Below are 22374 nucleotides of genomic sequence, written 5' to 3'. Positions count from 1 at the left end.
GAAAACACTAAAAATGACAACAGCGTTATCGTCAGGCAGAAAAATTCATTTTACTGACGCTTTCTCAGATACGCATTAACCATAATAGGTATTTATCTTTTTATTAACCATTATTTACTGAGTAGATAATGGTTAATATCAGGTCATTATCAATTACAAAACACCTTATATTATCGGCGTAATATTTCCTTATTGCTGCATTTCATTAATAAGGATTGTTTATGTCATGGAATAAACATGAAGCTGTGTCATACGCCCGTAGCCACGCACTAACCCATACTGGACACTATTGCGCTCGAGCAATCGCCGCCGCCATTCGAGCCGGAGGGCTTAAAATCGAAGGGGCAAACGCTAAGGATTTCTGGCGTTCTCTTGAAAAAGCAGGGTTCTCAAAAGTCTATGGCACCCCCATAGAGGGGGATATCGCGGTGATTGATGCCTTGCCCGGCCCGAATCAGTACGGGCATGTCTGTATTTACGATGGCGCTGGAACCTGGTATTCAGATTTTAAACAGAGAACACTTTACCCGGGGCCAACCTATCGCCAACTTCAGCCAGCTATAACCTTATACAGGCATTATTAATATGAATAAGCTCATCTTAATTGTGTTATTCAGCACAGCCGCATTGGGGGCCGAAGATTTTCAGATACCGATGCAGCGCGCCCTTGAATTCAATCGCTGGTACGTCAAACAGGTGAACAACGATCGTTATCCCATCCAACAGGGAAATGAAATCGATAAGTTCGTTACGGCCAGCACCATGAAAAAATTACGTCATGCAGACGATCCCCGTTATGCCGACGCTGAATTTTACGAGGCTGATTTTTTTATGAAATCGCAGTATATCGGCGAGGACTGGGCTGAGAATGTGGCTATTGATTCGTATGATTCAGACCCGGTCTGTGTAAACGTGAATATTACGTTTGGCAAAAAGACCCAGCACACAGTCATTGATTGCATGGTTAAAGAAGATGGGGTCTGGAAAATCCAGTCTGTCGCCGCTCGGGATAATAATTGATGTCCCCCGCTAACAATAATGTAGCCGCCTTTGTTGCCGGGTGGCGCTGCGCTTACCCGGCCTACACAACCCGTAGGCCCGTGCAAGCGAAGCGCCGCCGGGCGAATCAGGCGACGATGCGGCCTGATGCCCTCACCCCAGCCCTCTCCCACGGGGAGAGGGAGAACACCGGCTCCATTTCATTGATTTTTCACCCCGAAAAAGGTACGTTTTCGCCTTAATTCCAGCGTGGACATGCCAGCATTATGCCGATTATTCAGTCTGTTGAACGTGCGTTGCAGATCCTCGACCTGTTCAACGAGCAGGCCACCGAGCTTAAGATCACCGACATCAGCAAACTGATGGGGCTGAGCAAGAGTACCCTCCACTCGCTGCTGAAAACCCTGCAGCTTCACGGCTATATCGATCAGAACCCGGAGAACGGTAAGTATCGCCTCGGCATGAAGCTGGTCGAGCGCGGTCATTTCGTCGTGGGCTCCATCGATATTCGTCAAAAGGCGAAAGGCTGGCTGACGGAGCTGTCCCAGCGGACCGGGCAGACCACCCATCTGGGGATCCTGGACGGGCGTGAAGGGGTCTATATCGAGAAGATTGAAGGCAAGCTGGCCGCCATCGCCTATTCGCGCATCGGCCGCCGCCTGCCGGTTCACGCCACCGCCATCGGTAAGGTGTTGATTGCCTGGCTGGGCGAGCCCGAGCTGAACGCCCTGCTGGAGGGCTATCAGTACACCACCTATACCCCTTCCACCCTCGCCTCTCGCGAAGCCTTAATGAGCGCCCTGGCGCAGACCCGCGAGCAGGGTTACGCCCTGGATAGCGAAGAGAACGAGCAGGGCGTGCGCTGCGTGGCGGTACCGGTGTGGAACCACGAGTCCCGCGTCATTGCCGCCCTGAGCCTGTCGACGCTGACCTCCCGCGTGGACGACGCTGAGCTGGCTAATTTCCGCGAGCAGCTTCAGCAGGCCGGGCTCCAGCTTTCACGCGCGCTGGGCTACCCGGCCTGAGCCGTCAGGCCGGCTCGTAGGTGAAGTAGTCGAAGTCCGCGTGGCAACCGTCGCCGCTGATGTCCTCGCAGTGCAGCCCCACAAACGCGCCGGTGAAGAAGCCGCGCCCGCCGATGTAGTCGTCCGACAGTTTCCACGCCTCATACGTTACCGGCACGGCGTGCCACGTCTCGCCGTCGAACGAGTAGCTGTAGCGGTAGACCAGCGTATCCACGTCCACGCGCAGCCAGACGCTCTCCGCACTCTCCGGCACCGGAATGGGCTGCTCGTGCAGCGGCCATGACGGCACGTCGTGGTCGAGCTGAATAACCTTGATGGTTCTCCCCTGCCCCTCCTCGTAGTCTACAAAGCAGTAGCTCCAGTTTTTGCTGTTGTAGTAGCAGGTCAGCCCCGCGCTCTGCTGGAAGTGGACCGGCGAGAACTGCATCCGCGTTTCTGAGCGGAAAGCGAAGTGCTGCCAGCGGCGCGCTACGGTCGACTGGGTAAAGGTCGAATTGAGCGAGTCGTTGCCGTAGAGCCGTAAGTAGCCCGGGCGCGCGGTGAGCGAGCCGAGGGTGTCGTCGAACGGAATGCGCAGGGTCTGCAGCTCCGGGTCAAGCGAACTGGCGTCGAAATCGTCCCGCCAGATGCCCGGAACGGTAGCGGGCTGCTCGGCCACCTGCGGGCCTTTCACGGTCAGCTGCGCGTGCTTGCCGCCTTCCACGTACGGCCAGCCGTCGCGCCACTCAATGCGGGCGATGCCGGTCTCGCGCCCCAGCGGGCAGTAGCCGCGTCCGCCGGAGGCCAGCAGTGGCACGCCAGGCAGGCGCAGCGGGCGGCTGGTGAGGTAGGCCATATACCATTCCCCGGTGTGGGTCTGCAGCAGCGAGCCGTGCCCGCTCTTCTGCAGCGGGTTCTCCGGCAGGTGCCAGCTGGTCATTATCGTCACGTCCGGGTGCAGCTCGTACGGCCCGTCGATATTTTTGGAACGCAGCACCACAACCGCGTGCTCGTAGCTGGTGCCGCCCTCGGCCACCATCAGGTAGTACCATCCCGCGTGGCGATACAGGTGAGCGCCCTCGGTGTAGCAGAGCGGCGTGCCGGTAAACAGGGTTTTGCGCTCGCGCGCGAGGGTGCCGGTCTGCGGGTCAAACTCCTGCAACACGATGGTGTTGTGCGGGTTGCTGTGGTGGCGCGGCCCCCACGGGCGGTAGATATAGTATTTGCGGCCATCGTCGTCGTGGAACAGGGACGGGTCAAACCCGCCGTTGCCCATCGGGATCGGCTCGCTCCACGGGCCCTCGATGGATGGCGCGGTGACGAGAAAGTTGCGGCCGTTTTTCCACGGCGAATCAACAATCTTCACGTCGGTATAGAGCAGCCAGAATGTGCCGTCGGCGTAGCTCAGGCACGGCGCCCAGATGCCGCCGGAGTCCGGGTTGCCCTTCATGTCCAGCATCGACACGCGGTCCAGCGGGGTGCTGACCAGCGACCAGTTTTTCAGGTCACGGGAGTGGTAGATGCGCACGCCCGGGAACCACTCGAAGGTCGAAGTGGCGATGTAGTAGTCCTCGCCCTGACGGCACAGGGACGGGTCCGGGTTGAAGCCGGTGAGTATCGGGTTAGTGATTTGCATAGTGCCTCCGGTTAATGGGATGCGGCTGTCGCAGCGTCGGGAACGACCTCGCCCTGCGCCGCGCGGTGCTTAATCAGCTGCTGGCTGATGGCCTCCACGCGGGCGTCGGTGAGCTTGTAGAACGACAGCATGATGAACATGCCCGCGTAGAGCACGACCGGCACCACGCAGAACAGAATTTTGATGGTGGTCAGCACCTCTACCGGCTGCACGCTGCTGCTGGCGGAGTAGTTCACGTACGCCAGGATCCAGCCCACCACCGCCCCGCCAATTGCCAGGCCAATCTTCAGGCTGAACAGGTAGGTGGAGAACACCAGGCCGTCGAGGCGGCGCCCGCTGCGGCTCTCCTCGTAGTCCACCACGTCAGAGGCCATCAGCCACTGCAGCGGCGTGGTGGTGTTAAAGACGAACAGGAACAGGATGTTGAGGGCGAAGATCAGCGCGATATGCTCGGCCGGGGTGACGAAAATCAGCAGGCTGATCAGCGAGTAGGCGACGATGATCCACTTGAAGGCGGTGACGCGGTCGAAGCGCCCCAGCAGGCGGGAGGAGCAGAGCGAGCCGAACATGGTGGCGAGGCTGCCGTAAAGTAAAAACTGGGTCGCCATCTCCGGGTGATCCATCACGTATTTGACGAAGTAGAGCGTCGCCCCGCCGCGCACCACGTTGGAACAGGTCGCCATCATCTTGAACGCGCACATGATCCGCCACTGGCCGTTGCCGAGCAGCAGCTTGAGATCTTTCGCCACCGACGAGCCCGGCTGCACCTCAAAGGTGTAGCGCTCTTTGGTGGTGAAGAAGCAGACGTAGAGCAGCACCACGCCGGTCAGGCCCAGCACGCACATGGCGCCGAAATAGCCCACCTGCTCGTCCCCTTTGCCGATGATGCTCACCAGCGGCAGGGCAATGCCGCTGATGGCGAGCGATCCCGCCGCAGCCAGGAAGAAGCGCCAGGACTGCAGGGCGTGACGCTCTTTCGGGTCGGCGGTGATGACGCCGGGCATGGCGCAGTAGGGCACGTTAACGAAGGTATAGACCAGGGTCAGGAGAATGTAGGTCACGCAGGCGTAGATGATTTTGCCCTGCGCGGAGAAGTCCGGCGTGTAGAAGGTCAGCACGCAGACGATGCCAAACGGGATGGCGCCCCACAGCAGGAACGGGCGGAACTGGCCATGCCGCGTGCGGGTGCGGTCTACCAGCAGCCCCATCAGCGGGTCGGTCACGGCGTCGAGCACGCGGGAGACCAAAAACAGCGTGCCCATAATCCCCGCCGACAGGCCGAAGACGTCGGTGTAGAAATAGGCCAGCAGGAACATCGTGGCCTGCCAGACGAAGCCGCAGGCGGTGTCACCCAGCCCGTAGCCAATTTTATCTTTCATGGTTAATTGCGTCATCAGAATTACACCCTTATGTAGTGTGCTGAATTACAACATCGTGTTAATGGAGTGTAATGAGCTGTTCAATTAACCAGCAATGGTCATATCTTATTTCCGAATTATGTTATTTTGCTTTTGTGACGCCAACGATACATTGCAACTCATTGTTTATATTATTAAATAACAAAAATAACAAAGCCGTCCGCGGAATATTTCCCGCAGACGGTTTTATCTCAGAAAATAATTAAATGCCGAGCGCTTTTTTACCGGCGTTAATTACCTCGATAATTTTATCGGTGTCATAAATACAGCCTTTCCAGGTGCCGCCGCTCACCGACTGCAGCGCCGCCCACAGCCGGGTATCGTCCGGCAAAAAGTCGTGGGCGTGCAGGTCCGGGTGCGTCTGCCGTACTGCCAGCTCGCGTGCGCCCTCTTCCGGCGTCAGTGGGTTTTCTGCGGTACCGATAAAGTTGACGCTGCCAGTTAACGTCAGACGATCCACGGAAATCTCGATGATGTCGTTATCGCGCAGCTTACCAATCGGCCCGCCCGCCAGCGCCTCCGGCGACACGTGGCCGAAGCAGGCGCCCGTCGACACGCCCGAGAAGCGCGCATCGGTAATTAACGATACCGTTTTGCCCCACGAGATATGCTTGAGCGCGGAGGTGAGCTGGTAGGTCTCTTCCATGCCGGTGCCGGACGGCCCGCCGCCGATCACCACCATGATATCGCCCTGCTTAATCTCTTCCCGCTTGATGGCCTTGATCGCCTGCGCTTCCGAGACAAACACCCGCACCCGGCCGGTGTGGCGGTACACGCCATCGTCATCCACCACCGACGGGTCGATCGCCGTGGCCTTGATCACCGACCCTTCCGGCGCGATGTTGCCCGTCGGGAAGCAGACCGTCGAGGTCAGCCCTTTCGCTTTTGCCTTCTCCGGCGGCAGGATCACGTCATCCGGATCCACGCCGTCCTGCTCGCGCAGGCACTGGCGGAAGCGCGCCCGGCGCTCGGACGCCTGCCACCAGTCGAGGTTCTCGCCGACCGTCTGGCCGGTCACGGTCATGGCATCAAGATGCAGCAGGCCGAGATCGCGCAGGTGGAGCATCACCTCCGGCACGCCGCCCGCGAGGAAGGCGCGCACGGTCGGGTGATAGTCCGGGCCGTTGGGCAGCACGCTTACCAGGCGCGGCACCCTGCGGTTAACGCGCGTCCAGTGTTCAACGTCCGGGATCGTGCAACCCGCCGCGTGGGCGATGGCCGGGATGTGCAGGAGTAGATTGGTGGAGCCGCCGAACGCCGCGTGGATCACCATCGCGTTTTCGATGGCTTTGTCGGTGAGGATATCGCGCGTGGTGATGCTGCGGTTATCCAGCTCGCTCACCGCCCGCGCCGACTGGCGGGCGATCTCCAGCCACACCGCCTGCCCGGACGGCGCCAGCGCGGAGTGCGGCAGCGCCAGGCCCAGCGCTTCCGCGACCACCTGCGAGGTGCCCGCCGTGCCGAGGAACTGACACCCGCCGCCCGGCGACGCGCAGGCGCGACAGCCCAGCTCGGCGGCCTCCTGCAATGAGAGTTCGTGGTTGGCGAAGCGCGCGCCGATGGTCTGCACCTTGCCCGCGTCTTCCCCCACGGTCGGCGGCAGCGTCGCCCCGCCCGGCACCAGAATGGTCGGCAGGTCGTGCATTGCGGCCAGCGCAATCATGGTGGCGGGCAGCCCTTTATCGCAGGTGGCGACGCCGATCACCGCCCGACGCGTCGGCAGGGAGCGGATCAGGCGGCGAAAGACGATCGCCGCGTCGTTACGGTACGGCAGGGAATCAAACATGCCGTGCGTGCCCTGCGAGCGTCCGTCGCACGGATCGCTGACGAAGGCCGCGAACGGGATCCCGCCGTTACGCGTGATCTCCTTCGCCGCCGCCTGCATCTGCATGCCAATTTCCCAGTGCCCGGTGTGGTAGCCCAGCGCAACCGGGCGTCCGTCTCCGGCGCGGATCCCGCCCTGGGTACCGATAATCAGCACCTCTTTGCCGGTGAGCTTGTTGGCGTCCCAGCCCATCCCGGCGTTCTGCGTCATGCCGAACAGGTTGCCGCTGGGGGATTCCATCAGCATTTGCGGAGTCAGCGGCAGCGCGCCCTGCGGCCCCGCCGCGTGGGTGATCACCGCATAAAAAGCGTCGTCCTGTGGGGTGAAAATGTTCTCGATGGTCATGGTTATCGTCCGGCTCAACAGAGCTTGAGCTGTTGCAGCAGGGTTTTCAGCTGCGCCTTGCGCGGCTCGTCCAGCGCAGAGGCGGGCGGCAGCACGTGCGTGGAAATTGGGCGGCCGCAGAGAACAATCGCCTCTTTAATGACGTTCACAAACGGCGTATCCAGCTGATACATCTGCGGTATTTGCAGTAAGGTCTGATGATACTCAGCTGCCTTCGCCACGTCTTTATCCCGCCAGGCTTTCAGAAGATTCACCGACACCTGCGGGGCAAAGTTGCCGCTCGCCGAAATCGCCCCGTCGCCGCCGAGCAGCAGGGTATTAAACAGATGATCGTCGTAGCCGCACAGCACGGTGAAGTGCGGATGGGCGGCTTTGACGGTGTGGATCATGCTGCGCAGGTGGGCGACGGAGTCAATGGTGTCTTTGATGCCGATAATGTTGCTGCGCGAGTCGGCGAGGGTTTTCACCAGCGCCGGGGTCAGATCCTGCCCGGTCAGCGCCGGGAAGTTATAGAGCATCACCGGCAGCGTGACGCTGTCGGCCACCTGCTCGAAATAGCGGATCAGGTTCGCTTCCGACACTTTCCAGTAGTAGGGGTTAATCACCACGATGCCGTCCGCGCCCGCCTGCTGCGCGTGCTGGCTGAGCGCAATGGTTTCCCGGGCGTTGGTGCCGCCGGTGCCGATCAGCACCGGCACGCGACGATCGACGTGATCGATAGCAAAGCGGGCAATGGTTTTACGCTCTTCGGCGCTGAGCTGGGAGAACTCGCCGCCGCTGCCCAGGAAGAACAGGCCGTCAACGCCTGCCTTGATCAGATCGTCGATCAGCGCGGCGGTGCCCGGCTTATCGAGCTGGCCATCGGCGGTAAAGATGGTGGAGATAGGGGGAATGATTCCCGTGAACAACGCGGACTGCGGCATGAGATCTCCTTGTTGAATCATTTTGTTCTACATTATAGAACAGCGTTCATTAATTTAACGATCATACTATGACGCAGAAAAAGCACAGGTAAATGAGAAGGGAAGAAGGAGTGTGGGAAATTTAAGCTGGATCACATATTGCCCCTCACCCCGGCCCTCTCCCCAAAGGGGCGAGGGGGAAAAGATGGCTCGGTGCAGTCCCCTCTCCCCTGTGGGGAGAGGGTTAGGGTGAGGGGTAAGGGTTACTCCACCAGCATTTTAACGACCACTTTCCTGACCTTAGCAGGCGCTCCCACCGCGCACAGCGGCTTATGCACTTCGTCCGGCCAGAACACCACGAAATCCCCTTCGCTCAGCACCACGGTTTTCTCCTGCTCGCCTTCCGGCAGGAACGCGATGTCTTTCTCCGCCAGCCAGTCAGTGTCCGGCGTGCCGGGCGGCAGGGTGCTGAAGGTCATTCCTTCCTGGCCTTTCATAATTATCTGGGTGTCCAGATAACGCGCGTGGAACTCGGCGCGGCGCTCGGCGAACGGTTGGGTCATGTCTTCCGAGACCAGATAAAACAGGCTGTTGCCGTTGATGTCGTGTTTCCCGAGCGGCGTGCCGTCGGTGACGTGCGCTTTGACGTGCTCAATGGCCTGACGCAGATCGTCAGGCAGCCAGGACTGCAGATGGTGGATGTTGCCGATAATCATGAGAAAACCCTCAATATAAAACAACGTTTCATTTTTATCTTTTATACGAGAATTCTCACTGCCATACCACCGCTTTCTCGAGGGGTTTTGCGCCAGCGCATGTTTATCGGGAATGGTGTTAATTTGCTGTTAAACCATCGCAGGCATTTATGCAGTCATTATGCATATCTTCATTTCCTTATCATTTCTCCTGCGCGCTAACCCACTGATCGCCAGGCCATAACAATAAAACTCGCTGCAGCCTCACACTTTATCACTTTGATAATTTGCGATTAAATTCCATAACTATTTAATGATTTTCCTTAAGCCAAAAATAATTAAGTAGCAATACTGCATAGCCATTCCCGATTGATTTTTTATTCATTTAAAATCAATAAGATAATCAAATATGTCAAAGCGTGAAATTCTACAAAACAATAACAACCTCAAATAATGTCAGCGGATCCTGCTTAGCTATTCACCTTATCAAAATAACCAATTAATCATTATCTGATGCGAATCATGCAAATGAAAACAAACCCCTTAATATCCGGTTTCGCGTGAGCAATATCACATTACGGATTATTTAACTGCCTAGTATGAATCACGAAATCAATTGAGCTTAGCCGCCATGCAATTAAATACATCACATGGCGCATGCCCTTTTTATTCTGAAAAACAGTTAAAGGAATAATTATGGAAAAGCATTACGTCGGTTCTGAAATAGGTCAATTGCGTAGCGTTATGCTGCACCGCCCTAATTTAAGTCTGAAGCGTTTAACGCCATCAAACTGTCAGGAGCTACTTTTCGATGACGTGCTCTCGGTTGAGCGGGCGGGTGAGGAGCATGACATTTTCGCAAACACGCTGCGCGAGCAGGGTGTGGAAGTCCTGCTGTTGACCGACCTTCTGACACAAACCCTTGATATTGCAGAGGCGAAGGCCTGGCTGCTGGATACGCAAATCTCCGACTACCGCCTCGGCCCTACCTTTGCCGGGGACGTGCGCGGCTGGCTGGCGGACATGCCGCACCGCGAACTGGCGCGCAGATTAAGCGGCGGATTAACCTACGGTGAAATTCCGGCAGCCATTAAAAATATGGTCGTCGATACCCACACGGCAAATGATTTTATTATGAAGCCGCTGCCGAACCATTTATTTACCCGCGACACTTCATGCTGGATTTATAACGGCGTGTCCATTAACCCGATGGCCAAACCGGCCCGTCAGCGCGAAACGAATAACCTGCGGGCAATATATCGCTGGCACCCGGCGTTTGCCGACGGCGATTTTATTAAGTATTTCGGCGACGAAAATATTAATTACGACCACGCCACCTTAGAAGGCGGCGACGTATTAGTGATTGGCCGCGGCGCGGTGCTGATCGGCATGTCAGAACGCACGACGCCGCAGGGCGTAGAGTTCCTCGCCAACAGCCTGTTCAAACACCGCCAGGCCGAGCGCGTGATCGCCGTTGAATTGCCAAAACACCGCTCCTGCATGCACCTCGACACCGTCATGACCCACATCGACGTGGACACCTTCTCCGTCTACCCGGAAGTGGTGCGCAAAGACGCCCAGTGCTGGACGCTCACCCCGGACGGACGCGGCGGCCTGCTGCGCACCCAGGAAACCGACCTGCTGCACGCCATCGAGAAGGCGCTCGGCATTAACCAGGTACGCCTGATCACCACCGGCGGCGACGCCTTTGAAGCCGAACGCGAGCAGTGGAACGACGCCAACAACGTGCTGACCATCCGCCCGGGCGTGGTGATTGGCTACGAGCGCAACGTCTGGACCAACGAGAAGTACGACAAGGCGGGTATCACCGTGCTGCCCATCCCGGGCGACGAGCTGGGACGCGGGCGCGGCGGCGCGCGCTGCATGAGCTGCCCGCTGGAACGCGACGGAATTTAAAGGAGCCATCATGGAACGAAAACCCACTCTGGTTGTGGCGCTGGGCGGCAACGCGCTGCTCAAGCGCGGCGAGCCGCTGGAAGCGGAGATCCAGCGTCAGAACATCGAGCAGGCCGCCCGCACCATCGCCGGGCTGACGGCGCAGTGGCGCGTGGTGCTGGTGCACGGCAACGGGCCGCAGGTTGGGCTGCTGGCGCTGCAGAACAGCGCCTACGACAAAGTGACGCCCTACCCGCTGGATGTTCTCGGCGCCGAAAGCCAGGGGATGATCGGCTACATGCTCCAGCAGGCGCTGAAAAACAATCTGCCCCAGCGCGAGGTGAGCGTCCTGCTCACGCAGGTGGAAGTGGACGCCGCCGACCCGGCCTTCCGCAACCCGACCAAGTACATCGGCCCGGTGTACAGCGAAGCCCAGGCAAAAGCGCTGGCCGCGGAAAAAGGCTGGGTGTTCAGGGCCGACGGCAGCTACGTCCGTCGCGTGGTGCCCTCTCCGCAGCCGAAGCGGATCGTCGAGCGCGACGCCATCACGGCGCTGATCCAGCGCGACCACCTGGTGATCTGCAACGGCGGCGGCGGTGTGCCGGTGGTGGAAAACGCCAACGGCTATCGCGGCATTGAGGCGGTGATCGACAAAGACCTCTCCGCCGCCCTGCTGGCGCGCCAGATTGAGGCCGATGCCCTGCTGATTTTGACCGATGCCGACGCGGTGTACTTCGACTGGGGCAAACCGACCCAGCGCCCGCTGGCGCAGGTCACGCCGGCGCTGCTCAGAGGCATGCAGTTCGACGCCGGATCGATGGGGCCGAAGGTCGCCGCCTGCCGCCAGTTCGTTGAAGCCTGCAACGGCATTGCAGGGATCGGCGCGCTGGCCGACGGCGCGGAGATCCTGGCGGGCGAGAAAGGCACGTTGATTCGTAATTGAATAACTTCACACCTCGCCCCTCACCCCAGCCCTCTCCCCATAGGGGAGAGGGAGCAAACCATCCCCTCGCCCCTTTGGGGAGAGGGTTAGGGTGAGGGGTAAGGTCTTAGACATTAATTTAAAAAGGATTTACCCATGACCATCAACCTGAAAAACCGCAACTTCCTCAAGCTGCTGGACTACACCCCGGCAGAGATCCAGTACCTGATCGACCTCGCCATTGAGCTGAAGGCGGCCAAAAAAGCCGGGCGCGAGAAGAAAACCCTGGTCGGTAAAAACATCGCCCTGATCTTTGAAAAAACCTCCACCCGCACCCGCTGCGCCTTCGAAGTGGGCGCGTTTGACCAGGGCGCGCAGGTGACCTACCTCGGCCCAAGCGGATCGCAGATCGGCCATAAAGAGTCGATGAAAGACACCGCCCGCGTGCTGGGCCGCATGTATGACGGCATCGAATACCGCGGCTACGGCCAGGCCATCGTCGAAGAGCTGGGCGAATATGCGGGCGTACCGGTGTGGAACGGCCTGACCGACGAGTTCCACCCCACCCAAATCCTCGCCGACCTGATGACCATGCTGGAGCACGCGCCGGGAAAAACCCTGCCGGAGCTGAGCTTTGCCTACCTCGGCGACGCGCGAAACAACATGGGCAACTCGCTGATGGTCGGCGCGGCCAAGATGGGGATGGATATCCGCCTCGTCGCGCCGAAATCCTTCTGGCCGGAAGCGGGTCTGGTTGAGCAGTGCCGCGCCATCGCCAAAGAGACGGGCGCGCGCATCACCCTCACCGACGACGTGGAAGAAGGCGTGCGGGGGACCGATTTCCTCTACACCGACGTGTGGGTCTCCATGGGCGAGCCGAAGGAGGCCTGGGCCGAGCGCGTCAGCCTGATGAAGCCGTATCAGATTAACGCGCAGGTGATGAAAGCCACCGGCAACCCGAACGTCAAGTTCATGCACTGCCTGCCCGCGTTCCACAACGAGCACACCAAAGTGGGCCGCGAGATCGAGATGGCTTACGGCCTGAAGGGGCTGGAGGTGACGGAAGAGGTCTTTGAATCACCGAACTCCATCGTCTTCGACGAAGCAGAAAACCGCATGCACACCATTAAAGCGGTCATGGTGGCGACACTCGGCGACTAATCACCGCCCGGCGCGCCGCGGGGTGCGCCGGGTTCAGGAGAACATCATGGGCAAGTTCAAGTTTCCCTCCGCTTACACCATCCTCTTTTTTCTGATTGCCGTTGTAGCCGTGCTGACGTGGGTTGTCCCGGCCGGGCAGTACCATATGGCAATGAACGAGGCGCTCGGCAAGGAAGTACCGGTTGCCGGAACCTACGCGCACGTGGCGGCGCATCCGCAGGGGCTGGTTTCGGTGCTGATGGCGCCGATTGCCGGGCTGTACGATCCGGAATCCGGCCAGGCCGGGGCGATCGACGTGGCGCTGTTTATCCTGATCATCGGGGGATTTCTCGGGATCGTCACCAAAACCGGGGCAATTGACGCCGGGATCGAGCGCGTCACCACCCGGCTGCGCGGCCGCGAGGAGTGGATGATCCCGATCCTGATGGCGCTGTTTGCCGCAGGCGGCACGATTTACGGTATGGCCGAAGAGTCGCTGCCGTTCTACACCCTGCTGGTGCCGGTAATGCTGGCCGCGCGTTTCGATCCGGTTGTCGCCGCCTCCACCGTGCTGCTTGGCGCGGGGATCGGCACCCTCGGCTCCACCATCAACCCGTTTGCCACGGTGATCGCCGCCAACGCCGCCGGGATCCCCTTCACCAACGGCATCGCCCTGCGCGTGGCGCTGCTGGTCATCGGCTGGGTCATCTGCGTGGCGTGGGTGATGCGTTATGCCCGTAAGGTGCGTCAGGATCCGTCGCTGTCGATCGTGGCGGATAAGCAGGAAGAGAACCGCGCCCACTTCCTCGGCGACAGGGGCGAGCAGACGCTGGAATTTACCCCGGTGCGCAAAATCATTCTGGTGATTTTTGCCCTCGCCTTCGCGGTGATGATCTACGGCGTGGCGGTGCTGGGCTGGTGGATGGCGGAGATCTCGGCGGTGTTTCTCGCCAGCGCGATTATCGTCGGCCTGATTGCCCGCATGAGCGAAGAAGAGCTGACGTCGACGTTTATCAACGGCGCGCGAGATTTGCTGGGCGTCGCGCTGATTATCGGCATCGCGCGCGGTATCGTAGTCATCATGGATAAGGGCATGATTACCCACACCATTTTGCACAGCGCCGAGGGGATGGTTACCGGGTTGTCGACGGTGGCGTTCATCAACGTGATGTACTGGCTGGAAGTGGTGCTGTCGTTTCTTGTGCCTTCTTCGTCCGGCCTTGCCGTTCTGACGATGCCGATCATGGCACCCCTTGCCGATTTCGCTAACGTCAACCGCGACCTGGTGGTCACGGCTTACCAGTCGGCGTCCGGCATCGTTAACCTGGTCACTCCCACCTCAGCCGTCGTGATGGGCGGTCTGGCTATCGCCCGCGTGCCTTACGTGCGTTATCTGAAATGGGTGGCGCCGCTGCTGGGGATATTAACGGTGGTGATCATGGTGGCGTTAAGCCTGGGTGCCATGTTGTGATTTGCCGGATGGCGCTGCGCTTATCCGGCCTACGGATCGGTGCGGTGTCACCGGTTATTTCGGGAACTGATATGGGAAACATGATGGATTACGAAGAGTACTCTCCCAAAGAACAGCTGCAGCTCACGGTGTGCAAGCGTCTGATCGCCGAAAAGGGGTATCTTTCGCAGGAAGAGATTCGCCGCGACCTGCAGGAGAGAGGGTTTGACAGCATCAGCCAGTCGACCGTTTCGCGTCTGCTGAAGTTGCTCGGAGTCATAAAAATTCGAAATGCCAAAGGGCTAAAGATTTATTCGTTGAATCCTCAACTGCGCCCAGCCCCCGACGCCGCGCGCACCGTTTCGGAAATGGTGGTGAGCGTCGAGCATAATAGCGAGTTTATCCTTATCCATACCGTTGCCGGATATGGCCGCGCGGTGGCGCGTATTCTGGATTATCACCAGTTACCGGAAATTTTAGGCGTGGTGGCCGGAAGCAGTATTGTCTGGGTCGCTCCCCGGGTGGTGAAGCGTACCGCGCTGGTGCATAAGCAAATTAATTATTTACTCAGAACGAATTAATATTCACAAAGAACCGTTTGCATTGAGTAAAGCGTGCATTAAATCGCTTGATCCGCAAAACGAGCTGCGTATAATGCCCGACAATTTGCCGGGAGGAAGCATGGTCAAGCGTGTACGACATATCGTCTTACCGCGTCTGAAATCAGACGCTGGCCTGCCGTTTTTCTTCCCGTTGCTAAACCTATTCCCAGAGCCCCTCATTTGAGGGGCTTTTTTTTGCCCGGCGTCAGGAGATAAACATGAATCCGCTTTATCAAAAACACATCATTTCCATAAACGACCTCAGCCGCGAAGAGCTGGAACTGGTTCTGGAAACCGCGGCAAAACTGAAGGCCAATCCGCAACCGGAGCTGCTGAAGCACAAGGTGATTGCGAGCTGCTTCTTCGAAGCCTCGACCCGCACGCGTCTCTCCTTTGAAACCTCCATGCACCGCCTGGGCGCGAGCGTGGTGGGCTTCTCGGACAGCAGCAATACGTCGCTGGGTAAAAAAGGCGAAACCCTGGCGGATACCATTTCAGTCATCAGCACCTACGTCGACGCGATTGTGATGCGCCACCCGCAGGAGGGGGCGGCGCGCCTGGCAACCGAGTTTTCCGGCGGCATTCCGGTACTGAACGCCGGCGACGGTGCCAACCAGCACCCGACGCAGACCCTGCTGGATCTGTTCACCATTCAGGAAACCCAGGGCACGCTCGAGAACCTGAGCATTGCCATGGTCGGTGACCTGAAGTACGGCCGTACCGTCCACTCTCTGACCCAGGCGCTGGCGAAATTTAACGGCAACCGCTTCTTCTTCATCGCGCCTGACGCGCTGGCGATGCCGCAGTACATTCTCGACATGCTGGACGAGAAAGGCATTCAGTGGAGCCTGCACGCCAGCATAGAAGAAGTGATGGGCAACGTGGATATTCTCTACATGACCCGCGTGCAGAAAGAACGTCTGGACCCGTCCGAATACGCCAACGTGAAGGCGCAGTTCGTGCTGCGCGCCAGCGACCTCGAGGGCGCACGTGACAATATGAAGGTGCTGCACCCGCTGCCGCGCATCGATGAGATCACAACAGACGTGGATAAAACGCCGCACGCCTGGTACTTCCAGCAGGCCGGAAACGGCATCTTCGCCCGCCAGGCGTTACTGGCACTGGTTCTGAATCGCGAATTGGCACTGTAAGGGGAAACGACAATGACACACGATAACAAACTCCAGGTTGAAGCCATCAAGCGTGGCACCGTGATTGACCACATCCCTGCGCAGGTGGGCTTTAAGCTGCTGACGCTGTTCAAACTGACTGAAACCGACCAGCGCATCACCATCGGCCTGAACCTGCCGTCAGGTGAGATGGGCCGCAAGGACCTGATCAAAATAGAGAACACCTTCCTGACCGACGAGCAGGTCAACCAGCTGTCGCTGTACGCGCCGAACGCCACCGTCAACCGCATCGACGAGTATGAAGTGGTCGGCAAATCCCGTCCGAGCCTGCCGGAGCGCATTGAGAGCGTGCTGGTCTGCCCGAACAGCAACTGCATCAGCCACGCTGAGCCGGTCTCCTCCAGCTTTGCAGTGAAAAAACGCGCCGATGACATCGCGCTCAAATGCAAATACTGCGAAAAAGAGTTTTCTCATTATGTGGTGCTGGCCAACTAATTGAGGTTGGTAATGAAATCCCGGCTGTTATAATGGCCGGGAACATTCTTAACGCTGTAATTCTGGAGAAAACATGAGCAAAGTACTCGCGACGGAAAATGCACCTGCGGCTATCGGCCCCTACGTTCAGGGCGTTGATCTGGGCAGCATGATCATCACTTCAGGCCAGATCCCGGTGAACCCGAAAACCGGTGAAGTGCCAGCAGACGTGGCGGCACAGGCGCGTCAGTCGCTGGAAAACGTGCAGGCTATCGTGGAATCCGCGGGCCTGAAAGTGGGCGATATCGTGAAAACCACCGTTTTCGTGAAAGATCTGAACGACTTCGCCACCGTTAACGCCACGTATGAAGCTTTCTTCACCGAGCACAACGCCACCTTCCCGGCGCGCTCCTGTGTGGAGGTAGCCCGTCTGCCAAAAGACGTGAAAATTGAAATTGAAGCGATTGCCGTACGTCGCTAATTCGCTTTGTCGACGATAAGGCAGCCTGGGGCTGCCTTTTTTTATGGCCCGCTACTGATTCCGCGTGGCGCGAAGTAGCGTCTCCAGCGGATACACCGCCGCAATGACCACCTCGTCCTGCACCTTCGCCGCGTTATCCAGCTCGCCCTGAATCGACGCGATCTCTTTATCATCCAGCGTGCCCTGACGCGCCACCAGGTCGGTGAGCCGCAGGCCAATCGAGGCCAGCTTATCCACTTCCTGAATCACCGGCTTCATCGCCTTCAGTTGATAGCTGTTTTCGCTTAGCGCCAGCGCGTCGCTGGTGTTGCTCTGCCAGCGGTTAAAGACGTGGCGCAGCGCGTCGGCGCTTTCCGTGTCTTCCGCGTCGCTCACCAGACGGTCGGCCCATTTGTTCATCTGCCGCACCGTGGCGCTTTCGGCGTTCAGCGCATCCGCGAAGCGGTTGAGCGGTTCGAACTGATGATAATTTCCCGCCTGGAACTTGAGGTGCTGACGGGTGTAATACTGCGCGGGCTCCACCGCCTGCGCGAGGATCTGCAGCGGCAGGGTATCGGCATTGTTCGCCAACCGCGTGAACTGCACCTGCTGCTGGGTATGCTGCTGCAGCCCGACCGACACCGTCGACCAGCTGTCCATCGCCTGCAGGCGGGTGTACATGTTGTCGACATCGTTGACGTCCTGCGCGGACCACAGGCGCTCCGCCACCGCAAAAGCGCGCGGCCACAGGCGGATATCCAGCACCGGTGCCACCACGTTTTCCGCCCACAGCGCGGCCTCACCGCCGAGCAGGTTCGCCTGATTCGCGGTATCCGGCACTACCGGCGGGGTGCCTTTAGGGACCTCGTCCAGACGCGTGCCGCTAATCGGATAGCGAACGTTCCCCACAAGGAAGTAGCCGGTGAGGGTATCGTTATTCACCGACACCACCGGGCGCGTTTCGCCCATCCAGGTGTCGACGGTAAACGTGACCTGATTGTCGTCACGCCATTCAATATCCTGCACCGCGCGGCGAGATTTCCCGGCAAAATCAATAAATCCACGCCAGCCGGCATACCCTTTTACCAGCGTGAAGCTCCCCTCAACCGGCTTGCCCTTCAGGCGCGGCATGGTGAAGGCCCAGCTCTGGACGCTGTCGGTGTCTGCAATCACATCCACGCCGTTTAAGCCCTGCGGCACGATTTCATTCCGGTAGTGGTAAGCGGTAGATTGCGGTTGGTCGAGATAGAAGCCCGTCGACAGAATGCCCTTGTAGCCGTTCTGCGCCACCTGCCCCAGCGCATCCTGCCCCTGCCAGGACTGGATCAGAATGCTTTTCGGCAGATCGGGATGGTAGATCTCGTCCCAGCCGACCATCTGCCGGTGGTGTTTCTCAAGGATCGTCTCCAGCTTGCGGTTGAAATACGCCTGCAGCGCGTGGCTGTCCGAGAGCTTGTTATCGCGCATGAATTTTTGGATCGCCGCATTATCTTTCCACTGGCTGTCGTCGACCTCATCGCCGCCGATATGCAGATACGGATCGGGGAAAATCGCCGCCAGTTCGCTGACCATCGCCTCGGCAAACGCATAGGTTGCGTCTTTTGTCGGATCCAGCACCGGCTTCAGCACGCCCCAGTGGCGCTCCATTTCATAAGGCCCCGGGGCGCTCATTAGCTCCGGATAGGCCACCGCAATCGCCGAGGCGTGGCCCGGCATGTCGATCTCCGGCACCACGCGAATGCCGCGATCGGTGGCGTAACGCACGACCTCGCGCATCTGTTCCGGCGTGTAGAACAGCCCGTCGCTGGCAAGCTGCGTCAGCTTAGGGTAACGCTTCGAGCTGAAGCGCCAGCCCTGATCGTCTGTCAGGTGCCAGTGCAGGACGTTGAGCTTCGCCGCGGCCATGCCGTCGATCTGGCGTTTGATATCCGGCAGCGGAATAAAGTGACGGGCCGAGTCCAGCAGCAGCCCGCGCCACGGGAAGCGCGGTGAATCTTCAATGGTGACCCACGGCAGCGAGGTGTTTTCCGCGCCGTTCTGCATCAGCTGGAGCAGGGTTTCCATGGCGCGCAGCGCGCCGAAGCGGGTGTTGGCGGAGATATCGACGCCGTTGGCGTCCACCGTCAGCTTATAGCTTTCATCGCTGTCCGGCAGCGGCTGCGGCTTGACCTTTTTGGCAATGGCAATGCGAATGGTCGGTTTTTCCGGCTTGTCGACCTGAGGCTGGAGCGTCCAGCCGGTTTGCAGAGCAATGCGCTGGCGCAGGCGGTTGACCGCGTCACCCAGATCGTCGCCGCTGACGCTAACGGAAATTTTATCGTTAAGCACCAGTGCGCCCTGGGTGGTTGGGCGTTCAACCTTCGCAGGCCAGGGCATTAAAGGGAGATCGCCTGCCGGAGCGGCAAACGCCGACGCGCCGAGCATCAGCCCGGCGGTTAAGAGACTGTACCGTAACATGAATGTTCCTTATCTGACGGGCCAAATAAAGGCAAAACATTCTGTTAACATGCGCTCAATTTGTCGTCAAGCGATTGCGCCGACGGAGATCACAGGTTGTTGAATTTGAGAGGAAAGCCAGTCCCCTCACCCCGGCCCACTCCCCAAAGGGGCGAGGGTGTAATCATCCCCTCTCCCTTCCAGGGAGAGGGGATGTTTTTACTGCCACCCATACCGACGCGCATAGAACCCTTTCACCATCTGGGTCAGCACCATATAACCGGCGAGGATCGCTACCAGCCACGGGAAGTAGCTCAGCGGCAGCGCCTGCAGCTGCAGGTAGCTCGCCAGCGGTGAGAACGGCAGCGCGATGCCGAGCGCCATCACAATCCCCGTCATCACAATCAGCGGCCACGCGGCACGGCTCTGGATGAACGGAATGCGGCGCGTACGGATCATGTGCACAATCAGCGTCTGCGACAGCAGACCTACCACGAACCAGCCGGACTGGAACAGGGTCTGGTGTTCCGGGGTGTTGGCGTGGAACACAAACCACATCAGGCAGAAGGTCAGAATGTCGAAGATGGAGCTGATCGGCCCGAAGAACAGCATAAAGCGACCAAGATCCGCCGGGTTCCAGCGCTGCGGCTTCTGGATCTGCTCGTCGTCCACGTTATCAAACGGGATCGCCACCTGAGACACGTCGTACATCAGGTTCTGGATCAGCAGGTGCAGCGGCAGCATCGGCAGGAACGGCAGAAACGCGCTCGCCACCAGCACGCTGAAGACGTTACCGAAGTTGGAGCTGGCGGTCATTTTGATGTACTTGAGCATGTTGGCGAAGGTGCGGCGGCCTTCGATCACGCCCTCCTCCAGCACCATCAGGCTCTTTTCCAGCAGGATGATATCCGCCGCCTCGCGGGCGATGTCCACCGCGCCGTCGACGGAGATACCAATGTCCGCCGCACGCAGCGCGGGCGCATCGTTGATGCCGTCGCCCATAAAGCCCACCACGTGCCCTTCGCGACGCAGCAGCGTGACGATGCGCTCTTTGTGCATCGGCGTCAGGCGGGCAAACAGCGTGGTGCGCTGGGCAAGCTGCGCCAGCTCGTCATCGGAGAGATGTTCAATATCGCTTCCCACCACCACGTCACCCGCGTCCAGCCCCACCTCATGGCACACTTTGGCCGCCACCAGCTCGCTGTCTCCGGTGAGAATTTTGACGGTAATACCGCTCGCCTTCAGCGCCTTCAGCGCCGGTGCGGTGGTCTCTTTCGGCGGATCGAGGAAGGCGATGTAACCCTCGAGGATCAGATCGGATTCGTCGATACGCTGATAGTCCCCTTCACGCGCGGGCAGGAATTTACTCGCCACCGCCACCACGCGCAGCCCCTGACGGTTCAGGTTGTCGGTGACGCGCTTGATGCGGCGAAGCATGGTGTCGTCCAGCGGCACGATGTCGCCGTTATAGCGGACCTGCGTCGACACGTTGAGGATCTCCTGCAGCGCCCCTTTGCAGATCAGCTGGTGGACGTCCTGCTGCTCGCTCACCACCACCGACATGCGGCGGCGCTCGAAGTCGAACGGGATCTCGTCCACCTTCTGCCAGCGGCCGGAGAGCGTGCGGGCGGACTCTTCATCCACCCCTTCCAGCACCGCAACGTCGAGCAGGTTTTTCAGCCCGGTCTGGTAGTGGCTGTTCAGCCACGCGCTGTGCAGCACACGCTCGCTGGTTTTGCCGGAAATGTCGGTGTGGTTCTCCAGCACGATTTTGTCCTGCGTCAGGGTGCCGGTTTTATCGGTGCAGAGGATGTCCATCGCGCCAAAGTTCTGGATGGCATCGAGGTGTTTAACGATCACTTTCTGCTTAGAGAGCTTCACCGCCCCGCGCGCCAGCGTGGAGGTGACGATCATCGGCAGCATTTCAGGCGTAAGGCCGACGGCCACGGAGAGCGCAAACAGCGCCGCTTCCCACCAGTCGCCTTTGGTGTAGCCGTTGATCAGCAGCACGATCGGCGTCATTACCATCATAAAGCGGATCAGCAGCATGCTGACGCGGCCAATCCCTTTCTGGAAGGCGTTTGGCTCGCTCTCCTGCTCGCTGACGCGCCCGGCAAGCTGTCCAAACCAGGTGTTGCCCCCGGTGGCGGTGACAATCGCCTGCGCGGTGCCGCTGACGACCGTGGTGCCCATAAAGCACAGGGTGTCGCACTCGAGCGGATTCATCTGCTGCGGGTCGCGGCTGCGCGCCACCTTTTCAACCGGCAGGGATTCCCCGGTGAGAGAGGCCTGGGCCACGAACAGATCGCGCGCCTGAATGATGCGCAAATCCGCCGGGATCATGTCCCCCGCCGCCAACTTCACCAGATCGCCCGGTACCAGCTGGTCAATCGGCAGTTCGACCCACGCGTTTTCACCGAGATCGTTGATCACGCGCGAGACGGTTGCGGTGTTGCTGACCATCGCCTTCAGGGCGTCCGCCGCTTTGGTGGAGCGGGCCTCCTGAATAAAGTTCAGCAGCGTGGAAATGCCCACCATCAGGGCAATCACCCCTGCGGCAAACAGATCTTCCGTCGCGTAGGAGATGAGGCCGAGCACGGTCAGCAGCAGGTTGAACGGGTTACGGTAGCAGAGCCAGAGATGCACCCACCACGGAGACGGCTTTTGCGCCGGGATCTGGTTATCGCCGTGCACGGCGCGGATTTTTTCCACTTCTGAAGCGTTCAGCCCTTCCGGGTGTCCGCCAAACGCGCGCCAGACTTCGTTTTCATCCATCGCCGCCACGTTAAGGCAGCGCTCGGTCAGAGACGCGGGGATCGCGGTGCCCGCCACGTTTTTGCCATTGGGCAGCGGGTCGCGTTGAACAAGACGATGTGGCAGGTGGCGGCTCAGCAGCGCCTGCAGCTGCCGGGTGATATTTTTAAACATAGTCATTCCTCCGCATCCGCAAGCGCGGACGCAGCATTTCCTTCAGGCGTGGCAAGGCCGTACCTGAGAGGCACTCAATTTTTCAAGCAGGAACGTTTATGACGTTGCTGCC

19 protein-coding genes and 1 pseudogene are annotated in these 22374 nt (G+C 59.3%); 12 read left to right on the top strand and 8 right to left on the bottom strand.

What is annotated here, in order from left to right; genetic code table 11:
• Positions 1 to 221 precede the first annotated feature (221 nt).
• From M2433_RS13910 to xynR, 3 genes are all read left to right on the top strand, one after another.
• On the top strand, positions 222 to 584 hold the full coding sequence (locus M2433_RS13910) for a hypothetical protein (RefSeq protein ID WP_017383896.1): 363 nt from the start codon (positions 222 to 224) through the stop codon (positions 582 to 584).
• A 1-nt stretch (position 585) separates the two neighbouring features.
• Complete coding sequence (locus M2433_RS13905; RefSeq protein WP_077580399.1) at positions 586 to 1020, top strand: DUF3828 domain-containing protein; 435 nt, start codon at positions 586 to 588, stop codon at positions 1018 to 1020.
• A gap of 245 nt (positions 1021 to 1265) precedes the next feature.
• Positions 1266 to 2024 carry a DNA-binding transcriptional repressor XynR gene (gene xynR / locus M2433_RS13900; protein WP_008501378.1) on the top strand — a complete coding sequence of 253 codons (759 nt, stop codon included), beginning with the start codon at positions 1266 to 1268 and terminating at the stop codon, positions 2022 to 2024.
• Positions 2025 to 2028: 4 nt separating this feature from the next.
• On the opposite strand, the gene M2433_RS13895 is transcribed toward xynR, so the two are convergent.
• The 5 genes from M2433_RS13895 to M2433_RS13875 form a co-directional block, all read right to left on the bottom strand.
• The gene (locus M2433_RS13895) at positions 2029 to 3639 is read right to left on the bottom strand and encodes a glycoside hydrolase family 43 protein (protein WP_429054856.1); all 1611 of its coding nucleotides are present in this window, start codon (positions 3637 to 3639) and stop codon (positions 2029 to 2031) included.
• An 11-nt stretch (positions 3640 to 3650) separates the two neighbouring features.
• A complete protein-coding gene (locus M2433_RS13890; RefSeq protein ID WP_429054854.1) occupies positions 3651 to 5033 on the bottom strand; it encodes an MFS transporter in 1383 nt (460 codons plus the stop codon).
• Positions 5034 to 5259: 226 nt separating this feature from the next.
• A complete protein-coding gene (gene yagF, locus M2433_RS13885) occupies positions 5260 to 7227 on the bottom strand; it encodes a xylonate dehydratase YagF (RefSeq protein WP_429054852.1) in 1968 nt (655 codons plus the stop codon).
• Positions 7228 to 7241: 14 nt separating this feature from the next.
• A complete protein-coding gene (gene yagE, locus M2433_RS13880) occupies positions 7242 to 8150 on the bottom strand; it encodes a 2-keto-3-deoxygluconate aldolase (RefSeq protein WP_429054851.1) in 909 nt (302 codons plus the stop codon).
• Positions 8151 to 8392: 242 nt separating this feature from the next.
• Complete coding sequence (locus M2433_RS13875) at positions 8393 to 8845, bottom strand: YhcH/YjgK/YiaL family protein (protein WP_429054849.1); 453 nt, start codon at positions 8843 to 8845, stop codon at positions 8393 to 8395.
• Between the two features lie 675 nt (positions 8846 to 9520).
• Here M2433_RS13875 and arcA point away from each other — a divergent pair.
• From arcA to M2433_RS13850, 5 genes are all read left to right on the top strand, one after another.
• Positions 9521 to 10741, top strand: coding sequence for an arginine deiminase (arcA, locus tag M2433_RS13870; protein ID WP_029739276.1), 1221 nt, complete (start codon positions 9521 to 9523; stop codon positions 10739 to 10741).
• A gap of 10 nt (positions 10742 to 10751) precedes the next feature.
• Positions 10752 to 11663: a carbamate kinase gene (arcC, locus tag M2433_RS13865; RefSeq protein ID WP_429054848.1), complete on the top strand. Its 912-nt coding sequence runs from the start codon at positions 10752 to 10754 to the stop codon at positions 11661 to 11663.
• A 135-nt stretch (positions 11664 to 11798) separates the two neighbouring features.
• Entirely contained in the window at positions 11799 to 12803 is a 1005-nt protein-coding gene (gene argF / locus M2433_RS13860) for an ornithine carbamoyltransferase (protein WP_063431753.1), read from the top strand.
• A 46-nt stretch (positions 12804 to 12849) separates the two neighbouring features.
• A complete protein-coding gene (locus tag M2433_RS13855) occupies positions 12850 to 14253 on the top strand; it encodes a YfcC family protein (protein ID WP_429054847.1) in 1404 nt (467 codons plus the stop codon).
• Between the two features lie 80 nt (positions 14254 to 14333).
• A complete protein-coding gene (locus tag M2433_RS13850) occupies positions 14334 to 14813 on the top strand; it encodes an arginine repressor (RefSeq protein WP_429055077.1) in 480 nt (159 codons plus the stop codon).
• Positions 14814 to 14816: 3 nt separating this feature from the next.
• Here M2433_RS13850 and M2433_RS13845 read toward each other — a convergent pair.
• Positions 14817 to 14934 (bottom strand): annotated as a pseudogene (locus M2433_RS13845) (hypothetical protein).
• Between M2433_RS13845 and M2433_RS13840 the strand changes: the two are divergent.
• From M2433_RS13840 to ridA, 4 genes are all read left to right on the top strand, one after another.
• The gene (locus M2433_RS13840; protein ID WP_071524139.1) at positions 14914 to 15018 is read left to right on the top strand and encodes a pyrBI operon leader peptide; all 105 of its coding nucleotides are present in this window, start codon (positions 14914 to 14916) and stop codon (positions 15016 to 15018) included. The pseudogene M2433_RS13845 and the gene M2433_RS13840 sit on opposite strands and share 21 nt — an antisense overlap.
• A gap of 34 nt (positions 15019 to 15052) precedes the next feature.
• Positions 15053 to 15985 (top strand): aspartate carbamoyltransferase, encoded by a 933-nt coding sequence (gene pyrB, locus M2433_RS13835; protein WP_429054844.1) that lies wholly within the window; start codon positions 15053 to 15055, stop codon positions 15983 to 15985.
• A 12-nt stretch (positions 15986 to 15997) separates the two neighbouring features.
• The gene (gene pyrI, locus M2433_RS13830) at positions 15998 to 16459 is read left to right on the top strand and encodes an aspartate carbamoyltransferase regulatory subunit (RefSeq protein WP_429054842.1); all 462 of its coding nucleotides are present in this window, start codon (positions 15998 to 16000) and stop codon (positions 16457 to 16459) included.
• Positions 16460 to 16532: 73 nt separating this feature from the next.
• Positions 16533 to 16919, top strand: a complete 387-nt coding sequence (gene ridA, locus M2433_RS13825) for a 2-iminobutanoate/2-iminopropanoate deaminase (protein ID WP_003863373.1) — start codon at positions 16533 to 16535, stop codon at positions 16917 to 16919.
• A gap of 51 nt (positions 16920 to 16970) precedes the next feature.
• Here ridA and M2433_RS13820 read toward each other — a convergent pair whose 3' ends face one another.
• Entirely contained in the window at positions 16971 to 19355 is a 2385-nt protein-coding gene (locus M2433_RS13820) for a beta-N-acetylhexosaminidase (RefSeq protein ID WP_429054840.1), read from the bottom strand.
• A gap of 198 nt (positions 19356 to 19553) precedes the next feature.
• The gene (mgtA, locus tag M2433_RS13815; protein WP_429054838.1) at positions 19554 to 22262 is read right to left on the bottom strand and encodes a magnesium-translocating P-type ATPase; all 2709 of its coding nucleotides are present in this window, start codon (positions 22260 to 22262) and stop codon (positions 19554 to 19556) included.
• Between the last annotated feature and the right edge of the window lie 112 nt (positions 22263 to 22374).

The organism is Enterobacter sp. AC1 (assembly GCF_050434705.1).
Classification (GTDB): Bacteria; Pseudomonadota; Gammaproteobacteria; order Enterobacterales; family Enterobacteriaceae; genus Enterobacter; species Enterobacter cloacae_L.
This window is presented reverse-complemented; position numbering and strand designations above follow the sequence as displayed.

Excerpts from the sequence above, each read along its gene's own strand:
- M2433_RS13910 (WP_017383896.1), top strand. The coding sequence starts at position 222 with ATGTCATGGAATAAACATGAAGCTGTGTCATACGCCCGTAGCCACGCA.
- M2433_RS13905 (WP_077580399.1), top strand. The coding sequence starts at position 586 with ATGAATAAGCTCATCTTAATTGTGTTATTCAGCACAGCCGCATTGGGG.
- xynR (WP_008501378.1), top strand. The coding sequence starts at position 1,266 with ATGCCGATTATTCAGTCTGTTGAACGTGCGTTGCAGATCCTCGACCTG.
- M2433_RS13895 (WP_429054856.1), bottom strand. The coding sequence starts at position 3,639 with ATGCAAATCACTAACCCGATACTCACCGGCTTCAACCCGGACCCGTCC.
- M2433_RS13890 (WP_429054854.1), bottom strand. The coding sequence starts at position 5,033 with ATGACGCAATTAACCATGAAAGATAAAATTGGCTACGGGCTGGGTGAC.
- yagF (WP_429054852.1), bottom strand. The coding sequence starts at position 7,227 with ATGACCATCGAGAACATTTTCACCCCACAGGACGACGCTTTTTATGCG.
- yagE (WP_429054851.1), bottom strand. The coding sequence starts at position 8,150 with ATGCCGCAGTCCGCGTTGTTCACGGGAATCATTCCCCCTATCTCCACC.
- M2433_RS13875 (WP_429054849.1), bottom strand. The coding sequence starts at position 8,845 with ATGATTATCGGCAACATCCACCATCTGCAGTCCTGGCTGCCTGACGAT.
- arcA (WP_029739276.1), top strand. The coding sequence starts at position 9,521 with ATGGAAAAGCATTACGTCGGTTCTGAAATAGGTCAATTGCGTAGCGTT.
- arcC (WP_429054848.1), top strand. The coding sequence starts at position 10,752 with ATGGAACGAAAACCCACTCTGGTTGTGGCGCTGGGCGGCAACGCGCTG.
- argF (WP_063431753.1), top strand. The coding sequence starts at position 11,799 with ATGACCATCAACCTGAAAAACCGCAACTTCCTCAAGCTGCTGGACTAC.
- M2433_RS13855 (WP_429054847.1), top strand. The coding sequence starts at position 12,850 with ATGGGCAAGTTCAAGTTTCCCTCCGCTTACACCATCCTCTTTTTTCTG.
- M2433_RS13850 (WP_429055077.1), top strand. The coding sequence starts at position 14,334 with ATGATGGATTACGAAGAGTACTCTCCCAAAGAACAGCTGCAGCTCACG.
- M2433_RS13840 (WP_071524139.1), top strand. The coding sequence starts at position 14,914 with ATGGTCAAGCGTGTACGACATATCGTCTTACCGCGTCTGAAATCAGAC.
- pyrB (WP_429054844.1), top strand. The coding sequence starts at position 15,053 with ATGAATCCGCTTTATCAAAAACACATCATTTCCATAAACGACCTCAGC.
- pyrI (WP_429054842.1), top strand. The coding sequence starts at position 15,998 with ATGACACACGATAACAAACTCCAGGTTGAAGCCATCAAGCGTGGCACC.
- ridA (WP_003863373.1), top strand. The coding sequence starts at position 16,533 with ATGAGCAAAGTACTCGCGACGGAAAATGCACCTGCGGCTATCGGCCCC.
- M2433_RS13820 (WP_429054840.1), bottom strand. The coding sequence starts at position 19,355 with ATGTTACGGTACAGTCTCTTAACCGCCGGGCTGATGCTCGGCGCGTCG.
- mgtA (WP_429054838.1), bottom strand. The coding sequence starts at position 22,262 with ATGTTTAAAAATATCACCCGGCAGCTGCAGGCGCTGCTGAGCCGCCAC.